Origin of the sequence: Serratia sp. CY81684, from assembly GCF_052166595.1 — a bacterium.
GTDB classification, from domain to species: domain Bacteria; phylum Pseudomonadota; class Gammaproteobacteria; order Enterobacterales; family Enterobacteriaceae; genus Serratia; species Serratia nematodiphila.
Genome location: NZ_JBJNOO010000003.1, coordinates 466,323 through 490,678 on the forward strand (window position 1 = coordinate 466,323; position 24,356 = coordinate 490,678).

The window sequence follows — 24,356 nt, forward strand, 5'->3', positions numbered from 1 at the left end:
GATAAGATGGTTAAGTGGGGCATTTTGGCATTGTTGGCAGTATTTCAGGGGCCGGTTCAGGCTGCCGAGGGGCATGGCGAAGGCATCGTCAAAACGACGTTGCTCAAGACCGACAGCGCATGGGAGGGCTCGGCATATCGTCAGTATCCCGCAGGCGCGCCGCAGATCACCATGCTGAAGGTGACGGTAGAGCCGAACAAGGTACTGGCCTGGCATACGCATCCTTGCATCAGCGCAGTGTACATGAGCGGCGGCAGCGTTTCGCTCACCGTCAGGAAAACCGGTGAACGCCGCACGTTCCGGCAGGGGGATTCGTTTACCGATACCGTGGATATCGTGCATCAGGGCGTTTCCGGCGAGCAAGGCGCCGAAATGCTGGTGTTCTTCGCTTGCGCGGACGATAAACCGTTGACGGTGAAAGCCGCCGGGTAGTGTTGATACGGCCCTGTCCAAAGGCCGTTAATAAGAGAAGATCATGGTAGCTTTGTGGATGGTCGTCGCCAGCGGATTCTTTGCGCTGATGGGTGCTTGCATCAAGTTGGCGTCGACGACGGTCGGATTTTTCGACATCATTTTTTATCGTTCTCTCATCAATGTGCTGATCGTCGCGGCGCTGATCAAGATCCAGCGCCTCGGTTTTCGCACCCGTCATCTCGGATTGCATATGAAGCGGGCGGCGATAGGCAATGCGGCGATGTACTGCGGTTTTTATTCGCTGATACATCTGCCGATCGCCACCGCCACCACGTTGGGTTATACCAACCCCCTCTTTCAGTCAGCGATCGCGTTCATCACGACCCGAGGGCAGCTGACCGGTCGGCTGTTGTTTTCCGTGCTGTTGGGCTTTACCGGCATTTTGGTCTTGCTGCGCCCCGACGCCCCCAACGGGGAGTACGTTGCCACGCTGGTCGGGCTGGCGGCCGGTTTGTTGACCGCGCTGGCTTACTTTAACGTCGGCAAGCTGGTGCGGCGCGGTGAGCCGGAACTGCGCGTGGTGTTCTATTTCTCGCTGGTGGGAACGCTGGTTGGCGGCCTGATGACTGCGTTGCTGGGCTTTTCCTTGCTGGACGGCGCAATGCTGCTGTGCGTCTGCGCCATTGGCGTCTTCGGCAGTCTGGGGCAGATCGCCATGACTCGCGCCTACGGGGGCGGCAATGCGGTGATTGTCAGCATTCTCTCTTACAGCACCATTATTTTCTCTACGCTGCTTGGCTATCTGATATTTGGCGAGCAGCTGTCTTATATCGCCGCCGCCGGTATGGCGCTGATCGTGTTGTCCGGCGCGTTGGCGGTGCGCAAGCGTGCTTCGGCCAAGTCCGAGCAGGCGGCGGTGGCATAACGTGATAAGGAACGAAACAATGAACATGCGTCCGGTTGGCGTCATGGCGATGGCGGTCTTGTTTGGCATAGTGGCGACGCTGACGATGGATGGGGTGAACAGTGTTGCCTCCAGCGTCGGTCTCATCGGCAAGCTCAACCTGGCCTTCATCGGCAAACTGATGAATCAATGGCTGCAGGGGCGATTTTGGTTTTTGCGGCCTGGCGACATTCCCGATGTGCCAGAGGCTCTGATGATGGGCTACGGCGCGCACTATTTTGCCGGCATTAGCCTGGCGATCCCGTTCTATTGCCTGATCTGCCCGCGCGTTAAGTCGGGGGGCGGCCTGCTCGTCGGGGCGCTGACGTATGGCCTGGCCTGTTCGCTGATCTCGCTGTGCTTCATTTATCCCTCGGTGGGGTTGGGGCTTTGGGGAATGGCCGGCAAAAATCCGGCTTTGCTGATCGCCAGCCTGGCCAACCATGCAGTGTATGGCGTGGCATTGGGCGGTTGCGCCATCGCTTGGCGGTGTCGCATGCTGCAGAAATGCATGCCTGACGCTGCGATGCTGCATTAATGAATCACGATGATGCATTCTTGGTTATTTTGGGCGTGATAGCCCAACGCTATGATAAGCGCGCTTCCTGAAGCCGCGAGGCATGCGGGAAGACGCATTTATTTAGGGCGAATGCCTGATCGATTCGGGAGTTGAACATGTCAGAAAGTATCGCCGTTGAAGAAACGGCTAAAGCGAAGGCGGGTACATCGCATTTCGCTATCTTGCTGTTTCTGGCGTTGGCATTGATGTCAGCGCTGTTGAACAGCAGCGCGCCGACGCCGCTTTATCCGCTTTATCAACATGAGCTGGCGTTGAGCTCGGTCAGCCTGACGATCATCTACGGCGCTTATGCCGCCGGCGTGCTGATTTCGCTGTTCGGCGTAGGCAATATGGCGGGGAAAGTAAAAGACCTGCGCAGCATGATCGTGCCGGCGCTGTTGGTGGTGTTGCTTGGCGCGCTGCTGTTTTCGGTGGCGTCGTCGTTCTTCATGATGTTTATGGCACGGCTGCTGGCCGGCGTCGGCACCGGCGCCCTGACCGGTGCGGCGAATATCGCGTTGGTGCGTTTCGGGCCGCAGGACGGCGGAAAAAATGCGGCGTTGATCGCGACGCTGTCCTTTACCACCGGATTGGCCCTGGGCCCGATCTTTAGCGGCGTCGCACTGCAAACCGGTTTTCATACCACGTCATTGCCGTTCATCATCATCATGGCCATTGCCGCCGTCGCCGCACTGGGCGTGATGCTGCGCTGGCCGCGAGAGGCGGTGGCGGCGCAGGCCGATAGTGCAGCGGCGGATAACGCGCCGGTGGCGAAAAGCTCTCTGGCGGATGGCCTGCGCGCGACCGGCGGCAAATTCTTCCTGTGCGCCGGGGCATTGTTCATTTGTTGGGCGGTTGCCGCCAGCATTCTGGCGATAGGGCCGAGCGTCGCCGAAAAACTGTTGGATATGCAGAGCCGTGGCGTCTTTGGCTATGTGGTCGCCGTCTATCTGGTGATTGCCGGCATCAGCCAGATTTTGAGTCGTCGCATCAACGCCCGCCATTCGCTGATGTTCGGCTGCCTGGCTCAGGCTTTGTCGGTCGGGGTGTTCGCCGTGGCGATTCAGATCCATTCGCTGGCGCTGGCCGCCGCAGGCATGGTGATCGCCGGTTACGCCTATGGCGCGATCTTCGTCGGCAGCGCCACGCTGGTGAATCTGATTTCACCGAAAGCCAGCCATGCGCGTTTGATCTCCCTGTTCTACGTGATCGCGTATATCGCTAACTGGGTGCCGATCCTGTTGGGCGTTGTGATCGACCACGCCGATTTGCATTTGGCGACCCACTTGTTATTCCTGAGCAGCGCCGTGATTTGTTTGATGTTGAGCGTCATGGTAACGCGTGCGGGCTTCCCTCGCTGAAACCGGCGTTCGGGAGGGGGGCGACAGGCGTCGCATGTAGGCATTTCATTTGAGATCGTGATTTCCCTGGTGTTGTGTTATTCCAGCGTGCTCGTCACGCTGGCTTTTTTTGTGATACAAATTGCTTTTTTGATATTTACATTTCCTTATTTGCATTTTTTTCGTGATTTTAGTCACGAAAAAATCACTCGCTTCGGGTAAACTGCGCGCTTTATTTTTTCCGCAGGTCACTTTATGAACGTTCTTTTCGCCATTGCCGTTACTACCGGGATCCTCTCCGGCGTTTGGGGCTGGGTTGCCGTCAGCCTGGGGCTGATCGGTTGGGCCGGTTTTCTCGGCTGCACGGCATATTTCGCCTGCCCGCAGGGCGGGCTGAAAGGGCTGTTGATCGGCGCGTTGACCTGCTGCAGCGGCGTCTTCTGGGCAATGGCGATCATCCACGGCAGCGAACTGGCGCCGCAGTGGAATCTGCTGGGGTATCTGCTGACCGGCGTCGTGGCGTTCCTGATGTGCATTCAGGCCAAACAGCAGTGGCTGGGGTTCGTGCCCGGCACCTTTATCGGCGCCTGTGCGACCTTCGCCGGCGGCGGTGATTGGCCGCTGGTGACGCTTTCCCTGCTGGTGGGCCTGCTATTCGGCTATGCGATGAAAAACAGCGGTCTGTGGTGGGCGGCGCGCAGCGAAAAAGCCCGCGCTACGCCGCAGATTGGTCCGAATGCCGGCTCAAACGGTGCCGCCGAGTGAGAGACGGCAGTTCACCACCAGCGTTTGGTTACCCGGCGTTTGGGTTACGCCGGCCCATTGTGCGATGTCCTGTCGCGTAACGCGGAGGTGTTTCATTCGGTGGCCTTCACGGGCGGCGCGGCAAGGGGGATAGCGGCATGTTAACCCATCAATTTAGCGATAACAATGAATGTACTTCTATTGAAAATAACCGTTTTTCAATCGGATAGATAAGTTTTACCCGCTGACTGCCTGCGTGAGATCACGTTAAGGGTAACAGGGTTTCGTAACATGATTTTCAGTGATTTCCATCACGTTTTTACCGGTAACAATCGGCTGAGATAGAAGCCTGTCCGATTGGAGGCCTGATGGCCGGGAATCACTATGAACAATCTGTTTTCACTGGATAACAAGACCGTCTTGATCACCGGCGCCTCGCGCGGCATCGGTTTTCTGCTGGCACGCGGCCTGGCGCAGCAAGGCGCGCATATTCTGGTCAACGCCACCACCGAAGAGCATGCCCGGCACGCCGCCGAACGTTTGCGCGAAGAGGGGCTGCGCGCCGAGGCGGCGGCGTTCGATGTCACCGATTCCCAGGCGGTGCATGCCGCCATCGACCGTATCGAAGCGGACATCGGCGCGATAGACGTTTTGATCAACAACGCCGGCATCCAGCGCCGCCACCCGTTCACCGAGTTTCCGGAGCAAGACTGGGACGACATCATTGCCGTCAACCAGAAGGCGGTCTTCATCGTGTCGCAGACCGTGGCGCGTTACATGGTGCCGCGCCGGCGCGGCAAGATAGTCAACATCGGCTCGATGCAAAGTGAGCTGGGCCGCGACACCATCACCCCTTATGCGGCGTCCAAAGGGGCGGTGAAAATGCTCACGCGCGGCATGTGCGTGGAGCTGGCGCGCTACAACATTCAGGTCAACGGCATTGCCCCCGGCTACTTCAAAACCGAGATGACGCAGGCGCTGGCCGACGATCCGGCCTTCACCGCATGGCTGACCCAACGCACGCCCGCCGCGCGCTGGGGCGATCCGCAGGAGCTGATCGGCGCGGCGGTGTTCCTGGCTGCCGACGCCTCCGCCTTCGTCAACGGGCAACTGCTGTTTGTCGATGGCGGCATGTCGGCGGCGGTGTAATCTTTTTCCGTGGAGTCTTGCGATGAAAATTCAAACTCAGTCCTGCGTGGTCAAAGGCAAGCGAGACGTGGCGGTGATCGCGCAAGAAGTGGATTATCGAGGGCAGGGAACGCTGGTGAAAATTAGCCGCGGCGGCATCTGCGGCTCGGATCTGCATTACTTCCAGGAAGGCAAGGTCGGCAATTTTCAGGTGCGTCAGCCGATGGTGCTGGGCCATGAGGTGATCGGTGAGGTGGTCGCCAGCGATTCGCCGCAGTTGCCGGCCGGGCAGAAGGTGGCGCTCAATCCCAGCAAACCCTGCGGGCAGTGCAAATACTGTCTGGAGCAGCAAAGCAATCAATGCGTCGAGATGCGCTTTTTCGGCAGCGCGATGTATTTTCCGCACGTCGACGGCGCTTTTACCCAATACAAAGTGGTGGATAGCGCGCAGTGCATTCCTTACGCCGCCGATCGCGACGACAGGGTGATGGTGTTCGCCGAACCGCTGGCGGTGGCTGTTCACGCGGCGAAGCAGCCCGGCGATGTGGCGGGGAAAAAGATCTTCGTGTCCGGCGTCGGCCCGATCGGCTGTCTGCTGGTGGCGGCGCTGAAAGCGCTGGGCGCCGCCGAGATTGTCTGCGCCGATCTCAGTCCGCGCTGCCTGGCGATCGCCAGCCAAATGGGGGCCAATCGGTGCCTGCATGCCGCGGACGACGATTTTAGCGACTATCAGCAGGACAAGGGCTATTTCGATGTCGCCTTCGAAGTGGCGGGACATCCGCTGTCGCTGCAGCGCTGTCTGGAGATCACCCGCGCCAAAGGCACCGTGGTGCAGGTCGGCATGGGCGGCGGTTTCCCTGATTTCCCGCTGATGTTGTTGATCGCCAAAGAGTTGAACCTGCTCGGATCGTTTCGCTTCGTGGCGGAATTCGCGCTGGCGGTGGCCTGGCTGGCCGGCGATGTGGTCGATCCGCTGCCGCTGTTGTCGGCGGAATTCGCCGGGGACCAACTGGCGCAGGCGCTGGAGTTTGCCGGCGACAAGCGCCAGGCCGCCAAGGTGCAATTGGTGTTTTAGGGTAAAAGTCCGATGGCCGCAGGCGACGATCCTTGTCTATAGTGTAGGAACGCTTAATTTTTCAACCACGGAGATCTCACTATGGCAAGACATTCGGATGCTGAGCAAACTACGCTGGATGACGATCTGAGAATGCTGACCGAGACGCTGGAAGAAGTGTTGCAATACACCGGCGATCGCGCGGATCAGGCCTACATTGACATCAAGTCGCACGCCGAGCAGGCGCTGAGTGAGGTCAAGGCGCGCTGGGCGAACACCGGCGAATCCTACTATGCGCGCGCCAAAGAAGCGGTGCACCGCACCGACGACTACGTGCGGGATAAACCCTGGCACAGCGTAGGCATCGGTGCCACCGTCGGGCTGGTGCTGGGGCTGCTGCTGGCCCGTAAATAATGACGGCATCGGGGCGGCGCAGGCCGCCTCGTGCTTTTCTGCAGACTGTGTTGTTCATCTCGCTGTTTCCCCGCTGGCTTTCCCTTATCCCGCCTATACTTCCCGCTGGCCGCCGTTGGAGCGCCTTTATCTCCCTTGTTTTTGTATGGACGGATTGAGCCGGCGTCGCCGCAAGTGTAAAGTATTTGTGTTTTAATTGTTTGTTTTTTGTTCTAAATCAAACAATTATCTGGTGTAAACACCCAGGGATATACGGCGTTCTTGCGCTGGCGCAAAAGCCGTGAAAATAACACCTCATATAATACAGAACGTAACTACAGGCGCGGCGTCCGTCGGCTGCGCCGGGGACGATCTCTGCTAACTGACTTGTGAGCGAACTATGTCGACAAGTGTTTTTAATCGCCGGTGGGCGGCTGTGCTGCTCGAGGCGCTGGCCCGCCATGGGGTGCGGCATGTTTGTATCGCTCCGGGATCGCGCTCCACGCCACTGACGCTGGCCGCCGCGGCCAACCGATCGTTTATCTGCCATACCCATTTTGATGAGCGCGGGCTCGGCCATTTGGCGCTCGGGCTGGCGAAGGCGGCGCGTGAGCCGGTGGCGGTGATCGTTACGTCCGGCACCGCGGCGGCGAACCTTTATCCCGCGTTGATCGAAGCCGGCCTGACCGGTGAACGGCTGGTGTTTCTCACCGCCGATCGGCCGCCGGAATTGATCGACTGCGGCGCCAATCAGGCGATCCGTCAAAACGGTCTCTACAGCAGCCACCCGATGTTGGCGATCGATCTGCCGCGTCCGACGCCGGATATTCCGGCCGCGTGGCTGGCCTCCAGCATCGACAGCGCGATGGCGCGCCTGCAGCATGGCGCTTTGCATATCAACTGCCCGTTCGCCGAACCGCTGTACGGCGGCGATGAGCGTCACTATGCCGATTGGTCCGCCGCGCTGGGCGACTGGTGGCAGAGCGATCGTCCGTGGCTGCAGGAAAGCGAGACGCGTACGGCGCCGTCGCCGCAGCCGGACTGGTTCTCCTGGCGGCAAAAGCGCGGCGTGGTGCTGGCCGGTCGCATGAGCGCACAAGAGGGCGCGCAGGTGGCCGACTGGGCCGAAACGCTGGGCTGGCCGCTGATCGGCGATGTGCTGTCGCAGACCGGGCAACCGCTGCCCTGCGCCGATTTGTGGCTCGCGCATCCGCAGGCGCAGCGCGTACTGCAAGATGCGCAGCTGGTGGTGCAGTTCGGCGGCAGCCTGACCGGCAAACGCCTGCTGCAATGGCAGGCGCAGTGTCAGCCGGAAGAATATTGGATTATCGACGAGCTGCCGGGGCGGCTCGATCCGGCCCAACACCGGGGGCGGCGCCTGCGCGCCGGCGTGGCGCAGTGGTTGGCGCAGCATCCCGCGCAACCGCGCGCGCCGTGGGCCGCCGGGCTGGCAGCGCTGGCGGATAAAGCGCTGACGGCGGCGTCCACGCATCTGCACGATAACTTTGGCGAAGCGCAGCTGGCGCACCGCCTGCCGGAACTGCTGCCGGAGAACGGCCAGCTGTTTCTCGGCAACAGCCTGGTGGTGCGACTGATCGACGCGTTAACGATGCTGCCTGCCGCTTACCCGGTATTCAGCAACCGCGGCGCCAGCGGCATCGACGGTCTGATTTCCACCGCCGCCGGCGTACAGCGCGCCACCGCCAGGCCGACGTTGGCGGTGGTGGGCGACCTTTCCGCCCTGTATGACCTCAATGCGCTGGCGCTGCTGCGCCACTGTTCGGCGCCGACGGTGCTGATCGTCGTCAATAACAATGGCGGCCAAATTTTCTCGCTGCTGCCGACGCCGGAAGAGGAGCGTCAGCGCTTTTACTGCATGCCGCAGAACGTTGAGTTCAGCCACGCGGCGGCGATGTTCCAGCTTGACTATGCGCGGCCGGAAAACTGGAGCCAGCTGCAACAGGCGGTTGAGCAAGGCTGGCGGCGCGGCGGCGCCACGTTGATAGAGCTGCAGGTGTCGCCGAGCGCAGGGGCCGAAAGCCTGCAAGACCTGGTGCAACAGATGGCGGTGCAATGATGCTGGCGACGCGAATTTTGCAACAGGGCGAAGCGGGCCGCCCCTGGCTGATATGGTTGCATGGCCTGCTCGGCAACAACAATGAATGGCGGGTGATCGCCGCGCGCTGCCCGGAATGGCCGTCGTTGGCCATCGATCTGCCCGGCCACGGCGATTCCGTGGCGGTGAGCTGCCGCGGCTTCGACGACATCAGCGCGCAAATCGCCGCGACCCTGCAACTGCGCAATATCGAACGTTATTGGCTGGTGGGCTACTCGCTTGGCGGGCGCATCGCCATGTATCACGCTTGCCACGGACGCCACGACGGTCTGCAAGGCGTGCTGGTCGAGGGCGGCAATCCAGGGCTAGAGGACGAACAACTGCGCCGCGACCGTTGCGAGCAGGATGCGCGGTGGGCGGCGCGTTTTCGCAGTGAGCCGATTGCCGAAGTCCTGGCGGACTGGTATCAGCAACCGGTGTTCAAAGAGCTCAGCCACGTGCACCGCCAGGCGCTGATCGCCGCGCGCTCGGTCAACAACGGCCCGGCGATCGCCGACATGCTCGAAGCCACATCGCTCGGGCGGCAGCCCTATCTGGCGCCGCAGCTGCGCCAACTGACCGTGCCGCTGCGGGTGCTGTGCGGTGAGAACGACCCCAAATTTCAACGGCTGGCGCGCGACGCCGGGTTGCCGTTGCGCATCGTGCCGCAGGCCGGCCACAACGCGCATCTGGCCAATCCGCAGGAGTTCGTCGCCGAGCTGCAGACCTTTCTCGTTAACCCTGGTTAAAGGAACCGAACATGCTTTATCCGAATGAAGAACAGCTGTATGCCGCCATCGCCTGGCAGGATTGCACCGGCGATTTCGAAGACATTCTGTATCACAAGTCCGCCGACGGCATCGCCAAAATCACCATCAACCGGCCGCAGGTGCGCAATGCGTTCCGCCCGCGCACGGTCAAAGAGATGATCGACGCGCTGGCCAACGCCCGTTACGACGACGGCATCGGCGTCATTATTCTCACCGGCGCCGGCGATAAGGCCTTCTGCTCCGGCGGCGATCAGAAAGTGCGCGGCGACTACGGCGGCTATCGCGACGACAGCGGCGTACACCACCTCAACGTGCTGGATTTTCAGCGCCAGATCCGCACCTGCCCGAAACCGGTGGTGGCGATGGTGGCCGGCTATTCGATCGGCGGCGGCCACGTGTTGCACATGATGTGCGATCTGACCATCGCGGCGGATAACGCCATCTTCGGCCAGACCGGCCCGAAAGTGGGCTCGTTCGACGGCGGCTGGGGGGCGTCTTACATGGCGCGCATCGTCGGCCAGAAGAAGGCGCGCGAAATCTGGTTCCTGTGCCGCCAGTACGACGCCGCCGCCGCGCTGGACATGGGGCTGGTCAATACCGTGGTGCCGCTGGCCGATCTGGAAAAAGAGACGGTGCGCTGGTGCCGCGAAATGCTGCAGAACAGCCCGATGGCGCTGCGCTGCCTGAAGGCGGCGCTGAACGCCGACTGCGACGGCCAGGCCGGTTTGCAGGAGCTGGCGGGCAACGCCACCATGCTGTTCTACATGACCGACGAAGGGCAGGAAGGGCGCAACGCGTTCAACGAGAAGCGCCAGCCGGATTTCAGCAAATTCAAGCGTAACCCGTAATGAGCGGGGCAAACCGCAGCGCGGCGCTATACCGTTACAGCCTGCCGATGGAGGCGGGCGTGGTGCTGCGCAATCAGCGGTTGAAAACGCGTGACGGATGGGTGGTGCAGCTGTGTCAGGGCGATCGTGAAGGCTGGGGCGAGATCGCGCCGCTGCCGGAGTTCAGCCGGGAAACGCTGGAACAGGCCGAACGAGCCGCATTGGACTGGCTGCAGGCGTGGCTGGCGGGCAACGAACCGGATGACAGCGAGCTGCCCTCGGTGGCCTTTGGGCTCAGCTGTGCGCAGGCCGAGCTGGAGCAGCGTTTGCCGACGCAGGCGGATTTCCGCAAGGCGCCGCTGTGTACTGGCGATCCGGACGAGCTGTTCGAGACATTGAGCGCTTTGCCGGGCGAGAAAGTCGCCAAGGTGAAAGTCGGGCTGTATGAGGCGGTGCGCGACGGCATGATCGTCAACGTGCTGCTGGAGGCGCTGCCGGATCTGCGGCTGCGGCTGGACGCCAACCGCAGCTGGACCCGCGCCAAGGCCGACGGCTTCGCCAGGTACGTTAACCCAGCGTGGCGCGATCGCATCGCCTTCCTGGAAGAGCCCTGCAAGACCCGTGATGAATCGCGCGACTTCGCCCGGGCGACCGGTATCGCCATCGCCTGGGATGAGAGCGTGCGGGAGGCGGACTTTGTGGTGCAGGCCGAGCCGGGCGTGGCGGCCATCGTGATCAAGCCGACGCTGGTCGGCAGCCTGGCGCGTTGCCAGACGCTGGTGGCGCAGGCGCACGCGGCGGGCCTGACGGCGGTGATCAGTTCCAGCCTCGAATCCAGCCTGGGGTTGACCCAGCTGGCGCGCATCGCCCATTGGCTGACGCCAGACACCGTGCCGGGGCTGGACACGCTGGGGTTGATGCAGGCGCAGGTGCTGCGCCCGTGGCCGGGCAGCGCGTTGCCGCTGCTGGATGTTTCGGCGCTGGAGTGCCTATGGCGCCGTTGAACGATTGGCCGTGGCGGCACTGGGCGCGCCTTCAGCCGCAGGCGACGGCGCTGTTGCTCGACGAACAACCGCTGAGCTGGCTGGCGTTGCAAAGCCAGGTGGATGAACTGGCGGCGGATTTTCAGCACCAGGGCGTAGAACCGGGCTGCGGCGTGGCGCTGTGTGGTAAAAACAGCTATCCGCTGCTGCTGGCCTATCTGGCGCTGCTGCAGTGCGGCGCGCGTCTGTTGCCGCTCAATCCCGCCTTGCCAGCACCGCTGCTGGCGCAGCTGTTGCCGGAATTGGATATGACCTTTGTCTTCGGCCCGGACTCGTTGCCGGCGCTGCCGGAGGACGTGATTCGATTGACCCCGCCCTCGACCGAGCCGCGTTGGCCAGACCTGCCGACGTGGGATGCGCAGCGTCTGGCGACGCTGACGTTGACTTCCGGTTCCAGCGGCATGCCGAAGGCGGCGGCACACAGCTACGCCAACCATCTGGCCAGCGCCGCCGGGGTGTTGCAGCTGATGGATTTTCAACGCGAGGATTGCTGGCTGTTGTCACTGCCGCTGTTTCACGTCTCCGGCCAGGGCATCGTCTGGCGCTGGTTGGCGGCGGGCGCGCGGCTGGCAGTGCGCGAAATGCATCCGCTGGCCGAGGCATTGACTGGCTGCACGCACGCCTCGCTGGTGCCGACGCAGCTCTGGCGGCTGTTGGCGCAACCGCTGACGGGCATGACGTTGAAAGCGGTGCTGCTCGGCGGCGCGATGATCCCGGTGGAGCTGACCGAACGGGCGGAGGCGGCGGGGATCCGCTGCTGGTGCGGCTACGGGCTGACCGAACTGGCCTCCACGGTGTGCGCCAAGCGCGCCGATGCGCGGCCGGGCGTCGGCCTGCCGCTCGGCGGCCGCGAAGTAAAGCTGGTGGACGAAGAGGTCTGGATCCGCGCCGACAGCCTGGCGCTCGGCTATTGGCGTCATGGGCATCTGCAGCCGTTGGCCGATGAGCAGGGCTGGTTCGCGACCCGCGATCGCGGCGTGATGGCGGAGGGGGAACTGCGCATTCTCGGCCGGCTGGACAACCTGTTTTTCAGCGGCGGCGAAGGGGTGCAGCCCGAGGATATCGAACGCGTGCTGGCGGCGCACCCGCAGATCACGCAGGCGTTTGTGGTGCCGATGGCGGACGCTGAATTCGGCCAGCGGCCGGTGGCGGTGATCGACGGCGAACCGGGGCTGTCGTTGGGGGCGCTGCTCGCCTGGTCGCAGGATAAGCTGGCCAATTTCCAACGCCCGGCGGCATTGCTTCCGCTGCCTGAGGAGCTGAAAAACGGCGGCATCAAGATTTCGCGCCGCCAGTTGCAGCAGTGGGTGGCGCAGCGTCTCTCCCAGGCATAAAAAAGCCGCCCGAAAGGGCGGCTGAGTGGATGGCAGCAGGAGGTTATTTCAGCCCCAACGCCTTGGCGACGCCGGCGCCGTAGTCCGGGTGCACCTTGGTGAACAGCTCGACCTGACGGCGCTGGATCTGTTCCGGCACCTGCGACAGTTCGCCGGCGATGCGGGTGAACATGCGCTGGTGCTCTTCGGCGCTCAGCAGGTTGAACAGCGCGCGCGGCTGGCTGTAGTAATCGTCGTCTTCACGATGGTTCCAGTGGTCGGCCGCCCCTTCAATGCTCAACGGCGGTTCGCTGAAGTCCGGCTGCTCCTGGAACAGGCCGAAGCTGTTCGGCTCGTAGGTGGCGCCGTTGCCGCTGTTACCGTCCACGCGCATCGCGCCGTCGCGATGATAGTTGTGGAACGGGCATTTGGCGCCGTTCACCGGGATCTGGTGGTGGTTGACGCCCAGACGGTAGCGGTGCGCATCGCCATAGGAGAACAGACGGCCCTGCAGCATTTTATCCGGCGAGAAACTGATGCCCGGCACCACGTTGGCGGGGTTCATCGCCACCTGCTCGACCTCGGAGAAGTAGTTGTCGGGATTGCGGTTCAGCTCGAAATAACCGACGTCGATCAGCGGGTAGTCGCCGTGCGGCCACACCTTGGTCAGATCGAATGGGTTATACGGCGTCTGCGAGGCCTCGTGTTCTGGCATGATCTGAATTTGCAGCTTCCAGCGCGGGAAGTCGCCGCGTTTGATCGCCTCGAACAGATCGCGCTGTGAGCTTTCGCGATCCTTGGCGATGATCGCTTCCGCTTCTTCATCCATCAGGTTTTCAATGCCTTGTTCGCAGCGGAAGTGGAATTTCACCCAGAAGCGCTCGTTGGCGGCATTGATAAAGCTGAAGGTGTGGCTGCCGAAGCCGTGCATGTGGCGGTAGGACTTCGGAATACCGCGATCGCTGAAGTCGATGGTCAGCTGGTGCAGTGATTCCGGCAGGTGGGAGAAGAAGTCCCACTTGTAGACCGGGTTGCGCAGGTTGGTATGCGGATCGCGTTTCACCACGTGGTTGAGATCGGGGAATTTCAGCGGATCGCGCAGATAGAACACCGGCGTATCGTTACCCACCAGATCCCAGTTGCCTTCTTCGGTATAGAACTTCATGGCGAAGCCGCGAATGTCGCGTTCGGCGTCGGCGGCGCCGCGTTCACCGGCGACGGTGGAGAAGCGGATAAACATGTCGGTCTGCTTACCGATTTCGGAGAAGATCTTGGCGCGGGTGTAGCGGGTGATGTCGTGGGTGACGGTAAAGGTGCCGTAGGCGCCGGATCCCTTGGCGTGCATGCGGCGCTCGGGGATGACTTCACGGTCGAAGTGGGCCAGTTTTTCCAGGAACCACACGTCCTGCAACAGCATCGGGCCGCGTTTGCCTGCGGTGATCACGTTATTGTTATCGACAACCGGGGCGCCGGCTGCGGTGGTCAGTCCTTTCTTGCTCATCACTTGCTCCTTATCGTAGTGCAGTTAAGTAAAGACTCGGGCGGTTTAAGCGTTCATCAGCATAGTCCTTTGGCGGGGCTTCTTCCCCTGACCTTGGTCAAAGCCACTACTAGTTGTAGCCCTATTGCCGAGCGACGGCAAATAGGTCTCGGTTATCGTTGGCATCGCCTTGACGAATATGGATTTTTGTTTGCAAATTTTTACATTTATTTGATTATTGAAGAATTTTTTCGCTTTTATCCCTTAAATACGCATTGCGCTTTGGTATAGACTCGTGACGTTATTATTATGCGTTGATTCGATCATTCGGTACGGATGACAAACCAGAGGGAAAGATGATGAAAAAGACTTGGGTCGCGTGCGCGGCAGGATTGCTGTTGGTGACCGGCGCGGCGAACGCCATCAGCGTGTCGGGCGAAGCCGGGCAGCACTACACCAACCTGGGCGTTGGCATGAGCACCGGCTCTTCAGGTCTGGGCCTGACCGGCAACTGGGCGCGCAGCGACCATGACGGCAACGTCGGCAGCGTGGGGTTGAACTTCGGCGTGCCGCTGGGGCCGTTGACGGCGACCGTGGGCGCCAAAGCGCTGTACCTCAGCCCGAAAGACGGGAAGAGCGGCGGGGCGGTGGCGCTGGGCGGCGGCCTGGAGTGGGAGATTAACCGTTACTTCAGCCTGCACGGCGAAGGTTACTTTGCCCCTGAGTCTTTCACCAGCGGCGTGAAGGCCTATAACGAAGCCAGCGGCGGCCTGCGCTGGAAGTTCCGTCCGCTGAGCGTGGATGTGGGCTACCGTTACATGCAGATGGAAGGCAAAGACGGGCGTCGCGACAACACCCTGGCCGATGGCCCTTATGTCGGTGTCGGTCTGAGCTTCTGACGCTCAGCAAAAAGGGGCCATTGCGGCCCCTTTCTCTTTATCATTTCTTGTCTTTCGTCGCTTACCCGACCGCCGGCAGCATGCCGCTGGCGATGCCTAGTTGGATGGCGATCACCGTTACCCCGCAGACAAACACCAACGCCAGCGCTGGGGTGCCGCCCCAGACGCGATACTGCGCCTGATGTTTTTGGCGGGTTTTCCACACCAGCAGCGAAGGCAGCAGCAGCGCCAGCACCGACAGGGCGATGGCGGCGAATCCCAACGCCAGCACGAAACCACGAGGGTAGAACAGCGCGAAGGCCAGCGGCGGCAGGAAGGTGATGGCGCCGGTTTGCAGGCGGCCGCGCACGTTATCTTGCCGCTTGAACAGGTCGGCCAGGAAATCGAACAGCCCAAGCGCCACGCCGAGGAACGAGGTCGCCAGCGCCAGATCGGCGAACAGGTGCACCGCCAGTTCAACGTGCGGCGAAGCTACTGCATCACGCACCGCCTGCAACAGGCCGTTCAGCCCGGCCTGCTGCGCCAGAATGCCGACGAAGGTGTCGGAGCTGATGCTACCCAGCGTCGCCAGCTGCCAGAAGATATAGGCGATCAGCGGGATGGCGCTGCCGATGATAAACACCCAGCGCAGTTTGCGAATGTTGCCGCCCATGTAGTTGACGATGCTCGGCACGCTGCCGTGGAAGCCGAAGGAGGTGAAGATCACCGGAATGGCCGACAGCGCCAGGCCTTGCTCCAGCGGCAACGTCATCAGGTTGGTTTGGTGGATATTCGGCAACATCAGGCCGAGCATCACCACCAGAAATACCACTTTGGCGCTGAACAGGATACGGTTGAACAAGTCGACCGAGTGGGTACCGATGCACACTACGCCACCGGCCACCAGGGTGAACAACAGAACGCCGAGCGACACCGGGAAGTCCTGCGATGTCCATTGGCTGATGCTGGTGGCGAGCAATTCGCCGGCGCCGCTGATGTAGGCGGCGGTGAGGGCGTACATCAGGAACATCATGCTGAAGCTGGTCAGCCATTGGCCGCCGCCGCCGAGATAACGTTTGGCGAGGGTACCCAGACCGGTATCCGCCTGCTCATGCTGGTAAACCTCTACCAGCAGCAGCGCGGTGTAACACATCAATAGCCACAGCCCGACCAGTAAGGCCAGCGTGACGCCGAAGCCGACGCCGGCCGCCGCCAGTGGCATCGCCAGCATCCCGGCGCCAATGGTGGTGCCCGCCACGATAAAAACACTGCCAAGAGTGCGATTCTTCACGTTTTTTCTCTACCAGCCGAAAGATTTTGAAAATTATAGGTAACGATTTATGAGGATGGCAGGATAGTGGAAGCCCTAATTTGTGTCAAACCGGCGTTACGCACGGTGTACATAAATGTTTACATCGTGGCGACCGGCATGGCACATGAGAAACGAACCCATGGCTGAAATTATCCGCAGGCGGCTAGTGAAAAGTTATTTACGGGCTTCTATAGTGGAATGACCAAAAAATGTGGGAGAGATCAATGTTAAGGGTGGAGATGCTCAGCACCGGCGATGAGGTGCTGCACGGGCAAATTATTGATACCAACGCCGCCTGGCTGGCGGACTACCTGTTCCAGCAGGGGGTGCCGATGAGCGGGCGGGAAACGGTCGGGGACAGCCTCTCTGCGTTGATCGAGATCCTGCAGGAACGCAGCCACATCGCCGATGTGTTGATCGTCAACGGCGGCCTGGGGCCGACCAGCGACGATCTCAGCGCGCTGGCCGCCGCGAAAGCCAGCGGCGTAGAGCTGGTCGAACGGGCCGACTGGGTGGCGCGCATGGAAGCCTATTTCGCCGAGCGCGGGCGGCCGATGGCCCCTTCCAACCGCAAGCAGGCGCAGATCCCGGCCAACGCGGAAATGCTGGATAACCCGGTGGGCACCGCCTGCGGGTTCGCGCTGCAGCTGAACCAATGCCTGATGTTCTTCACCCCCGGCGTGCCGTCGGAATTCAAAGTGATGGTTGAACAGCAGATCGTGCCGCGTCTGCGCCAGCGCTTCACCTTGCCGGCGCCGCCGCTGTGCCTGCGCCTGACGACCTTCGGCACCTCCGAGAGCGATCTGGCCGCCGAGCTGGACGGCATGCCGCTGCCGCCGGACGTGGTGTTGGGTTACCGTTCCTCCAGCCCGATCATCGAACTGAAGCTGACCGGGCCGGAAAGCCGGCGTGCGGAGATGGAGCTGGCCTGGCGACGCGTGCGCGAAGTGGCGGGGGACAACTGCATCTTTGAAGGCACCGACGGGTTGCCGGCGACGCTGACGCAGCGTCTGAATCAGCAAGGGCTGAAGCTGGCGTTGAGCGAGCAGTTCAGCGGTGGTTTGATCAATCTGCAACTGCAGAGCGAAGGGGCGCCGCTGGCGGGTGGCGAGCTGCTGCCGGCGCACTGCATCGAAACGCTGGAAACGACGCTGGCGCGCGCCCGCTCGCTGGCAGAATTGACCGGCGCGCCGTTGGCGTTGGCGGTCAGCGCCATGCGCGATGAGCAGGTGAGTATTGCGCTGCACACGCCTCGCGGCGGCATTGGCCAGACCGTGCGTTATCGCGCGTCGCGCCACGGCCTGCGGCTGCGTCAGGAGTCGGTGGCGATGCTGGCGTTGGATATGCTGCGCCGCTGGCTGAATGGGGGCCAGGCGTGCGGTAAAAACGCCTGGCTGGAGGTGGTGGAAATTATCGAGTGACGCTCATGGCGCTGAGTTGTCTGCCTCACTGTTTTGTTGTAGCCGTTCGGACGCCAGGCGTGAAAGACGTATTGCCGCGGCGCCTCGCGTTTGCAGCTCTGTACCGTAGTTCCTGAGCGCCTGCGCGGCGCTGTCTGAGTGCGCCAGATGCGCCGCCAGGCTGGCGGCGTCTACCAGTGCGGTGTTGGCGCCGAGCCCACCCGCCGGGCTCATGGCGTGCACGGCGTCGCCGAGAAAGGCGATGCGTTCGCTGTGCCATTCCGGCATCGCCGCCGTAACCTGTACCGTCCGCACGCTGAGCGACAGGGGATCCGCCAGCGCTAACGCCGTTTGCAAGGCGGGCGCCCATCCTTGCGAGATATGCCGTACGCGCGCCTGCAACGCGGTGTTCTCCTCCAGTCCCGGGGCTCCGCCGAGACGTTCAGCCGAACCGATACAGGCCCAATAGAGATAGTCGTCGACCGGCGAGAGGCGGCAATCGGGCGCGTAGTCGGCCGCCAGTTGCGCCATGGGGGCCTGAAAGCGCATCGGTTCAACCACCAGCGACACGCCGTCGGCGAAGATCACCGATACGCCGTTCAGCAGCTCAAGGGCCAATTGGGCCCGGGTCGCCGCATCTAGCGGCGTTTTACCGTAAAGGGTGACCGCGCCGCTGTCTTTGGGCCCTGCCTCAGGCAGGCAGCGCCGCCGCACCAGCGAGTTGACGCCGTCGGCGGCGATCAGCACATCGACCCGCACGTGTTCGCCGTTGGCGAACTGAAGTTCCACACCCTGCGGCGTTTGTGCAAATTCACGCAAGGTATGGCCGAAACGCACCCGGTCTTGCAGGCCGGCAAGCAGGATCTCGCGCAGCGTTTGGCGATGAATGCCGAGATCGCCGCCCGGTTCTTGCGTTTGGTGCTGGCTGGAGGGCAACCAGTGCTCGGGGCGCCGGCCGATGAGCGGGGCAAGCTGCGGATCCCATAGATTGCTCTCGCCGCTGTTTTGCGCGCTGCCGGCGCAGAGCAACCGGTAGTGTGCCGGCGGCAGGCAGGCGGCCAGCGCCTGCTGGCCCGACGGATCGATGCGCAGCCGGTAGCCCTGATCGCGCGCCTGCGGTGTGGCGTCGCGTTCAAATACCGTGGCGTGGATGCCGAAGCGGCGCAGTCCCTGAGCCAGACACAGGCCGCCGGGCCCTGCGCCGATAATGCCAATGCTGAGTGTTGTCATCATGTTCCCTCGTGAAACAGTGGCCACAGACGGTCGCGGCCGGAAGCATTTCATTATGTCGGCGCGGGAAAAGGTTGGTATAACGGTATCTGGACTAAAAATAGTGATTAGTGGCCAATATGAATGCGAACCTTCACGCCCTCGACGCTGACTGCAGCGAATGGTCCGCGGGCCCCTGGCTTATCGCTCTTGGCGGCCGCGACGCGGCAGGCCGGGAGTATCGGTTGGGCACGCGAGAATACGACTGGCATCAGCATGTGCGCGGGCAGTTGCTGTGCGTCGAAAGCGGCTTGCTGCATGTACGCACGGCGCAGGGTGATTGGGTGCTGCCGCCGCAGCGGGCGGGTTGGATCCCGCCGGCGACGGAGCACCGGGTGCAGGTCTGCGGCGCGCTGAGCGGCTGGAGTTTGCTGCTGGCGCCGGAGGCCTGCCACGATCTGTCGAATACACCTTGCGTTATCGGCATCAGCGCCGTGCTGCAGGCGCTGGCTCAGCGTGCGGAAGGCTGGGATAAACGCTGCGCGCTTACCCTGGAGCAGGATCGTATGGCGCAGGTGATGCGGGATGAGATACGTCAGGCGCCGACGGAGCCGCTGTATTTGCCGATGTCGTCCCATCCGCGCCTGGCCGGCGTTCTGCAGGCCTTGCTGGCGCAACCGGGGAGCGAACGTTCACTGGAGGCGTGGGCTGAATGGGGGGCGATGTCGCCGCGTACCCTGCGGCGGCTGATGATCGGCGAGACGGGGTTGAGTTTTGCCCAGTGGCGTCAGCAGGCCCGGTTGTCATATGCATTGGCGAAGCTGGCCGAAGGCGAAACGGTGCTGCAGATTGCGGAGGCGCTGGGGTATGCCTCGCCGAGCAATTTTATCGCCATGTTTCGTAAAGCCTTCGGCGATTCCCCGGCGCGTTATTTTTCCACATCGGCGGGAAAGGGGCGCTAAGCGAGATACTTTGAGGATAGTTATATATCCCTGATTAATCATAATCTTATAGGGGATATTCGCGGTGAGGGAATGCTGTTACTCTCTTGACGGGTGCTTGAGACTGTTCGTCTTGGGCATTGTGTGACAAGGCGGATAGATGAAAGCCCCAGACTGACTCTCAATCAGAATGGGGCTGCACATACCGCCTAGACACCGGTATGGTAGCCCCTTCACAGCAAGGAGGCAAGCATGCGCTTAAGGCATGTGTTTCACTCGCTAACCGTTGTATGTATTACGGTTTTGTTATTTATCTGGATGATAAGAGACTCGCTGTGCGAGCTGAAAATCTACCAGGAAAATATCACTATCCTGATCAGGTTGGCGTGTGAGGTGAAGCGGTAATCCTAGGGCGGGGGCAACCCCGCCTTCTGGTCTCCAGGCGCGGTTTCCGGCACCCGACTTTACATTTCCAGCTCGATATCCGTCAGCGGCATGCAGCAGCAGGGCAGGATTTCACCGGCGTTGATAAACGCCAGCGGCTGTTGGCGGTAGGCCACTTCGCCTTTCACCAGCTTCAGGCGGCAGGCGCCGCAATAGCCGGAGCGGCATTGGTACTCCACCTGCACGTCGTGCCGTTCCAGCACGTCGAGCAGGCAGTTCTCACTGTTAGGGCAAGAGAGCTGCGTGCCGGCGGCGCGCAGCGTTACGGTTGGCGTCGCCATCGCTTACAGTTCGAAGTCGCTCAGGTCGTCGGCGTTGATCTCCGAGTCGATCTGGCCAACCAGGTAGGAGCTCACTTCCACTTCCTGCGGCGCTACCTGCACGTTGTCGGACACCAACCAGGCGTTGATCCACGGGATCGGGTTGGAGCGGGTTTCGAACGGCAGACCGAGGCCGACCGCCTGCATGCGGATATTGGTGATGTATTCCACATACTGGCACAGGATGTCTTTGTTCAGGCCAATCATCGAGCCGTCGCGGAACAGGTATTCCGCCCACTCTTTCTCCTGCTGAGCGGCCAGCACGAACAGATCGTAGCACTCTTGCTGGCACTCCTCGGCGATCTCCGCCATTTCAGGATCGTCCGCACCGGAACGCATCAGGTTCAGCATGTGCTGGGTGCCGGTCAGGTGCAGCGCTTCGTCGCGGGCGATCAGTTTGATGATCTTGGCGTTGCCTTCCATCAATTCGCGCTCGGCGAACGCGAAGGAGCAGGCAAAGCTGACGTAGAAGCGGATCGCTTCCAGCGCGTTCACGCTCATCAGGCACAGGTACAACTGCTTCTTCAGCGCACGCAGATTGACGGTGACGGTTTTACCGTTCACCTGGTGGGTGCCTTCACCCAGCAGGTGATAGTAGCTGGTCATCTCGATCAGATCGTCGTAGTAGCCGGAAATGTCTTTCGCGCGCTTCTTGATCTCTTCGTTGGTGACGATGTCGTCGAACACCAGCGCCGGATCGTTGACGATGTTGCGGATGATGTGGGTGTAGGAACGGGAGTGGATGGTCTCGGAGAACGACCAGGTTTCCACCCAGGTTTCCAGTTCAGGGATCGAGATCAGCGGCAGCAGGGCGACGTTCGGGCTGCGGCCCTGAATGGAGTCCAGCAGCGTCTGATACTTCAGGTTGCTGATGAAGATGTGCTTCTCGTGCTCCGGCAGCGCCTGATAATCGATGCGATCGCGAGAGACGTCAACCTCTTCCGGGCGCCAGAAGAAGGAGAGCTGTTTTTCGATCAGTTTTTCGAAGATTTCATGCTTTTGCTGGTCGAAACGCGCAACGTTTACCGATTGGCCGAAGAACATCGGCTCTTGCAGCTGATCGTTTTTGGTCTGAGAAAAAGTGGTGTAAGCCATAAGCCTGAATCCATCGTAACGTGGCTAAATGAAGGGGCCGGAAAATTCCGGCCCGCTAGGTCAAACTTTAGATCTTGCAGGCGCCGCTTTCGCAGTCGTCATCGCCGGCCTTGGCAGGCTGCAAATCTTCCTGGGCGTCTTCCGCGCCGTCGCGGGTGTTTTGGTAGTACAGCGTTTTCACGCCGAACTTGTAGGTGGTGAGCAGGTCTTTCAACAGCTGCTTCATCGGCACCTTGCCGCCCGGGAAGCGGGTCGGATCGTAGTTGGTGTTGGCCGAAATCGACTGGTCGATGAATTTCTGCATCAGCCCCACCAGCTGCAGATAGCCGTCGTTGCTCGGCATTTCCCACAGCAGCTCGTAGTTGTCTTTCAGACGCTCATACTCCGGCACCACCTGGCGCAGGATGCCGTCTTTCGACGCCTTGATGCTGATGTGGCCGCGCGGCGGCTCGATGCCGTTGGTGGCGTTGGAAATCTGCGAAGAGGTTTCCGACGGCATCAGGGCGGACAGCGTCGAGTTGCGCAGACCGGTTTCCTGGATCTCTTTACGCAGGGTTTCCCAGTCGTAGTGCAGCGGTTCGTTGCAGATCGCATCCAGGTCTTTCTTGTAGGTGTCGATCGGCAGGATACCCTGCGAATAGGTGGTTTCTTTGAACCACGGGCAAGCGCCTTGTTCCTGAGCCAGGCGGTTGGAGGCTTTCAGCAGGTAGTACTGAATGGCTTCGAACGTTTTGTGGGTCAGGTTGTTGGCGCTGCCATCGGAGTAGCGCACGCCGTTCTTCGCCAGGTAATAGGCGAAGTTGATCACGCCAATGCCCAGGGTGCGACGCCCCATCGCGCCACGGTGCGCGGCCTTGATCGGATAATCCTGATAATCCAGCAGGGCGTCGAGTGAACGCACCGCCAGGGTCGCCAGCTCTTCCAGATCGTCCAGGCTGTCGATCGCGCCCAGGTTGAAGGCGGACAGGGTGCACAGCGCAATTTCGCCGTTCTCGTCGTTGACGTCTTCCAGCGGCTTGGTCGGCAGGGCGATTTCCAGGCACAGGTTGGACTGACGCACCGGCGCGATCTGCGGATCGAACGGGCTGTGGGTGTTGCAGTGGTCGACGTTCTGGATGTAGATGCGGCCGGTAGAGGCGCGTTCTTGCATCATCAGCGAGAACAGCTCAACCGCTTTCACGCGCTTCTGGCGAATGCTGTCGTCTTTTTCGTACTGGGTGTACAGACGCTCGAATTCGTCCTGATCGGCGAAGAATGCGTCATAAAGCCCCGGCACGTCGGACGGGCTGAACAGGGTGATGTCTTCGCCCTTGATCAGACGCTGGTACATCAGGCGGTTCAGCTGCACGCCGTAGTCCATGTGACGCACGCGGTTGCCTTCAACGCCGCGGTTGTTTTTCAGCACCAGCAGGCTTTCCACTTCCAGGTGCCACATCGGGTAGAACAGCGTTGCCGCGCCACCGCGCACGCCGCCCTGCGAGCAGGATTTGACGGCGGTCTGGAAGTGTTTGTAGAACGGGATGCAGCCGGTATGGAAAGCTTCCCCGCCACGGATCGGGCTGCCCAGCGCGCGGATGCGGCCGGCGTTGATGCCGATGCCGGCGCGTTGCGAAACGTATTTCACAATGGCGCTGGAGGTGGCGTTGATGGAGTCCAGGCTGTCGCCGCACTCGATCAGCACGCAGGAGCTGAACTGGCGGGTTGGGGTGCGTACGCCGGACATGATCGGCGTAGGCAGCGAAATCTTGAAGGTGGAAATCGCGTCGTAGAAACGTTTGACGTAGTCCAGACGAGTTTCACGCGGGTAGTTGGAGAACAGGCACGCAGACACCAGCATGTACAGGAACTGGGCGCTTTCGTAGATCTCGCCGCTGACGCGGTTCTGCACCAGATACTTGCCTTCCAGCTGCTTGACGGCGGCATAAGAGAAGTTCATGTCGCGCCAGTGATCGATAAAGGAGTCCATCTGCTCGAACTCTTCAGCGCTGTAGTCTTCCAGCAGATGTTTATCGTATTTGCCCATCTCGACCATGCGGGTCACGTGAGCGTGCAGCTTCGGCGGTTCGAACTGGCCGTAAGCCTTTTTACGCAGGTGGAAGATCGCCAGGCGAGCGGCCAGGTACTGATAGTCCGGCGCATCGCGGGAGATCAGATCGGCAGCGGCTTTGATGATGGTTTCGTGAATGTCGGCGGTTTTGATGCCGTCATAAAACTGAATGTGGGAACGCAACTCTACTTGAGAAACCGAGACGTTGTGCAATCCTTCTGCGGCCCAATCGATGACCCGGTGGATTTTGTCGAGGTTGATGCGCTCTTTACGGCCATCGCGTTTAGTTACAAGCAGACTTTGGTTCATGTGGTGTTTTACCTGTCCGTATGGTGCCCCTAAGCAGAAGTGTAGTCGCTCTGCTCAGTATGTAAACACTATATATAGGGGTTGTATGTCGGTGAGGTAACAAGATAGTGAGAAAAAACGGCGTTTGCAAGTGAACAAAACCGGCCTAATTTGTGGATAACTTGGGGGTGAAATGTAACTTGCCGTTCGCAGTGCGCGCCGTGACTGGCGCGACAAGCTTGTCAATAAGCGAGATCAGATTTTACTGAAAAACTGAAAAAACCGATCGTTTGGCGCTTTATTAAACGTTAGAAAAAAA

At 61.0% G+C, this 24,356-nt stretch carries 23 protein-coding genes; 17 read left to right on the top strand and 6 right to left on the bottom strand.

The features are described from left to right. The first annotated feature begins 6 nt into the window (after positions 1 to 6). From ACJ8QF_RS10080 to menE, 13 genes are all read left to right on the top strand, one after another. A complete protein-coding gene (locus ACJ8QF_RS10080; RefSeq protein WP_004935988.1) occupies positions 7 to 432 on the top strand; it encodes a cupin domain-containing protein in 426 nt (141 codons plus the stop codon). Positions 433 to 475: 43 nt separating this feature from the next. Beyond that, positions 476 to 1,339 carry a DMT family transporter gene (locus ACJ8QF_RS10085; RefSeq protein ID WP_033645752.1) on the top strand — a complete coding sequence of 288 codons (864 nt, stop codon included), beginning with the start codon at positions 476 to 478 and terminating at the stop codon, positions 1,337 to 1,339. Between the two features lie 19 nt (positions 1,340 to 1,358). After that, a complete protein-coding gene (locus tag ACJ8QF_RS10090; protein ID WP_197753381.1) occupies positions 1,359 to 1,895 on the top strand; it encodes a DUF2938 family protein in 537 nt (178 codons plus the stop codon). Positions 1,896 to 2,032: 137 nt separating this feature from the next. Continuing rightward, positions 2,033 to 3,277: an MFS transporter gene (locus ACJ8QF_RS10095; protein WP_004935980.1), complete on the top strand. Its 1,245-nt coding sequence runs from the start codon at positions 2,033 to 2,035 to the stop codon at positions 3,275 to 3,277. 234 nt (positions 3,278 to 3,511) lie between these two features. Next, positions 3,512 to 4,021 carry a DUF1097 domain-containing protein gene (locus tag ACJ8QF_RS10100; protein WP_049189226.1) on the top strand — a complete coding sequence of 170 codons (510 nt, stop codon included), beginning with the start codon at positions 3,512 to 3,514 and terminating at the stop codon, positions 4,019 to 4,021. A 363-nt stretch (positions 4,022 to 4,384) separates the two neighbouring features. Beyond that, positions 4,385 to 5,149 carry a gluconate 5-dehydrogenase gene (idnO, locus tag ACJ8QF_RS10105; RefSeq protein WP_033632515.1) on the top strand — a complete coding sequence of 255 codons (765 nt, stop codon included), beginning with the start codon at positions 4,385 to 4,387 and terminating at the stop codon, positions 5,147 to 5,149. A gap of 22 nt (positions 5,150 to 5,171) precedes the next feature. Further along, on the top strand, positions 5,172 to 6,203 hold the full coding sequence (idnD, locus tag ACJ8QF_RS10110; RefSeq protein ID WP_049189225.1) for an L-idonate 5-dehydrogenase: 1,032 nt from the start codon (positions 5,172 to 5,174) through the stop codon (positions 6,201 to 6,203). An 81-nt stretch (positions 6,204 to 6,284) separates the two neighbouring features. Next, positions 6,285 to 6,596: a stress response protein ElaB gene (gene elaB, locus ACJ8QF_RS10115; protein ID WP_004935964.1), complete on the top strand. Its 312-nt coding sequence runs from the start codon at positions 6,285 to 6,287 to the stop codon at positions 6,594 to 6,596. Positions 6,597 to 6,975: 379 nt separating this feature from the next. Next, on the top strand, positions 6,976 to 8,652 hold the full coding sequence (gene menD, locus ACJ8QF_RS10120) for a 2-succinyl-5-enolpyruvyl-6-hydroxy-3-cyclohexene-1-carboxylic-acid synthase (protein ID WP_131164980.1): 1,677 nt from the start codon (positions 6,976 to 6,978) through the stop codon (positions 8,650 to 8,652). Further along, positions 8,649 to 9,419 carry a 2-succinyl-6-hydroxy-2,4-cyclohexadiene-1-carboxylate synthase gene (gene menH, locus ACJ8QF_RS10125; RefSeq protein WP_004935957.1) on the top strand — a complete coding sequence of 257 codons (771 nt, stop codon included), beginning with the start codon at positions 8,649 to 8,651 and terminating at the stop codon, positions 9,417 to 9,419. Before menD ends, menH begins: the two co-directional genes overlap by 4 nt. An 11-nt stretch (positions 9,420 to 9,430) precedes the next feature. Beyond that, complete coding sequence (menB, locus tag ACJ8QF_RS10130) at positions 9,431 to 10,288, top strand: 1,4-dihydroxy-2-naphthoyl-CoA synthase (RefSeq protein WP_004935954.1); 858 nt, start codon at positions 9,431 to 9,433, stop codon at positions 10,286 to 10,288. Further along, positions 10,288 to 11,271 carry an o-succinylbenzoate synthase gene (gene menC, locus ACJ8QF_RS10135; protein ID WP_131164979.1) on the top strand — a complete coding sequence of 328 codons (984 nt, stop codon included), beginning with the start codon at positions 10,288 to 10,290 and terminating at the stop codon, positions 11,269 to 11,271. The genes menB and menC overlap by 1 nt, the downstream gene beginning before the upstream one ends. Next, positions 11,259 to 12,644: an o-succinylbenzoate--CoA ligase gene (menE, locus tag ACJ8QF_RS10140; protein ID WP_131164978.1), complete on the top strand. Its 1,386-nt coding sequence runs from the start codon at positions 11,259 to 11,261 to the stop codon at positions 12,642 to 12,644. Before menC ends, menE begins: the two co-directional genes overlap by 13 nt. A 43-nt stretch (positions 12,645 to 12,687) precedes the next feature. Here menE and katA read toward each other — a convergent pair whose 3' ends face one another. Next, positions 12,688 to 14,124 carry a catalase KatA gene (gene katA, locus ACJ8QF_RS10145; protein WP_015378563.1) on the bottom strand — a complete coding sequence of 479 codons (1,437 nt, stop codon included), beginning with the start codon at positions 14,122 to 14,124 and terminating at the stop codon, positions 12,688 to 12,690. Between the two features lie 338 nt (positions 14,125 to 14,462). Here katA and ACJ8QF_RS10150 point away from each other — a divergent pair, with 338 nt between their 5' ends. Beyond that, positions 14,463 to 15,002, top strand: a complete 540-nt coding sequence (locus tag ACJ8QF_RS10150; RefSeq protein ID WP_004935943.1) for a YfaZ family outer membrane protein — start codon at positions 14,463 to 14,465, stop codon at positions 15,000 to 15,002. Positions 15,003 to 15,063: 61 nt separating this feature from the next. Here ACJ8QF_RS10150 and tyrP read toward each other — a convergent pair whose 3' ends face one another. Beyond that, positions 15,064 to 16,272 (bottom strand): tyrosine transporter TyrP, encoded by a 1,209-nt coding sequence (gene tyrP, locus ACJ8QF_RS10155; RefSeq protein ID WP_004935940.1) that lies wholly within the window; start codon positions 16,270 to 16,272, stop codon positions 15,064 to 15,066. Between the two features lie 245 nt (positions 16,273 to 16,517). Between tyrP and ACJ8QF_RS10160 the strand changes: the two genes are divergently transcribed. Further along, on the top strand, positions 16,518 to 17,714 hold the full coding sequence (locus tag ACJ8QF_RS10160; protein ID WP_004935929.1) for a nicotinamide mononucleotide deamidase-related protein YfaY: 1,197 nt from the start codon (positions 16,518 to 16,520) through the stop codon (positions 17,712 to 17,714). Between the two features lie 3 nt (positions 17,715 to 17,717). Here ACJ8QF_RS10160 and ACJ8QF_RS10165 read toward each other — a convergent pair whose 3' ends face one another. Further along, entirely contained in the window at positions 17,718 to 18,926 is a 1,209-nt protein-coding gene (locus ACJ8QF_RS10165; protein WP_257214276.1) for an FAD-dependent oxidoreductase, read from the bottom strand. A gap of 221 nt (positions 18,927 to 19,147) precedes the next feature. Here ACJ8QF_RS10165 and ACJ8QF_RS10170 point away from each other — a divergent pair, with 221 nt between their 5' ends. Together ACJ8QF_RS10170 and ACJ8QF_RS10175 are read left to right on the top strand one after the other, a co-directional pair. After that, positions 19,148 to 19,864 carry an AraC family transcriptional regulator gene (locus ACJ8QF_RS10170; protein WP_228392533.1) on the top strand — a complete coding sequence of 239 codons (717 nt, stop codon included), beginning with the start codon at positions 19,148 to 19,150 and terminating at the stop codon, positions 19,862 to 19,864. A 231-nt stretch (positions 19,865 to 20,095) separates the two neighbouring features. Beyond that, a complete protein-coding gene (locus ACJ8QF_RS10175; protein ID WP_004935921.1) occupies positions 20,096 to 20,248 on the top strand; it encodes a Hok/Gef family protein in 153 nt (50 codons plus the stop codon). Positions 20,249 to 20,307: 59 nt separating this feature from the next. On the opposite strand, the gene yfaE is transcribed toward ACJ8QF_RS10175, so the two are convergent. From yfaE to nrdA, 3 genes are all read right to left on the bottom strand, one after another. Further along, positions 20,308 to 20,568, bottom strand: a complete 261-nt coding sequence (yfaE, locus tag ACJ8QF_RS10180) for a class I ribonucleotide reductase maintenance protein YfaE (RefSeq protein ID WP_004935919.1) — start codon at positions 20,566 to 20,568, stop codon at positions 20,308 to 20,310. A 3-nt stretch (positions 20,569 to 20,571) separates the two neighbouring features. After that, complete coding sequence (nrdB, locus tag ACJ8QF_RS10185) at positions 20,572 to 21,702, bottom strand: class Ia ribonucleoside-diphosphate reductase subunit beta (protein WP_004935915.1); 1,131 nt, start codon at positions 21,700 to 21,702, stop codon at positions 20,572 to 20,574. A gap of 67 nt (positions 21,703 to 21,769) precedes the next feature. Then, on the bottom strand, positions 21,770 to 24,058 hold the full coding sequence (gene nrdA / locus ACJ8QF_RS10190; RefSeq protein WP_004935912.1) for a class 1a ribonucleoside-diphosphate reductase subunit alpha: 2,289 nt from the start codon (positions 24,056 to 24,058) through the stop codon (positions 21,770 to 21,772). Positions 24,059 to 24,356 lie beyond the last annotated feature (298 nt).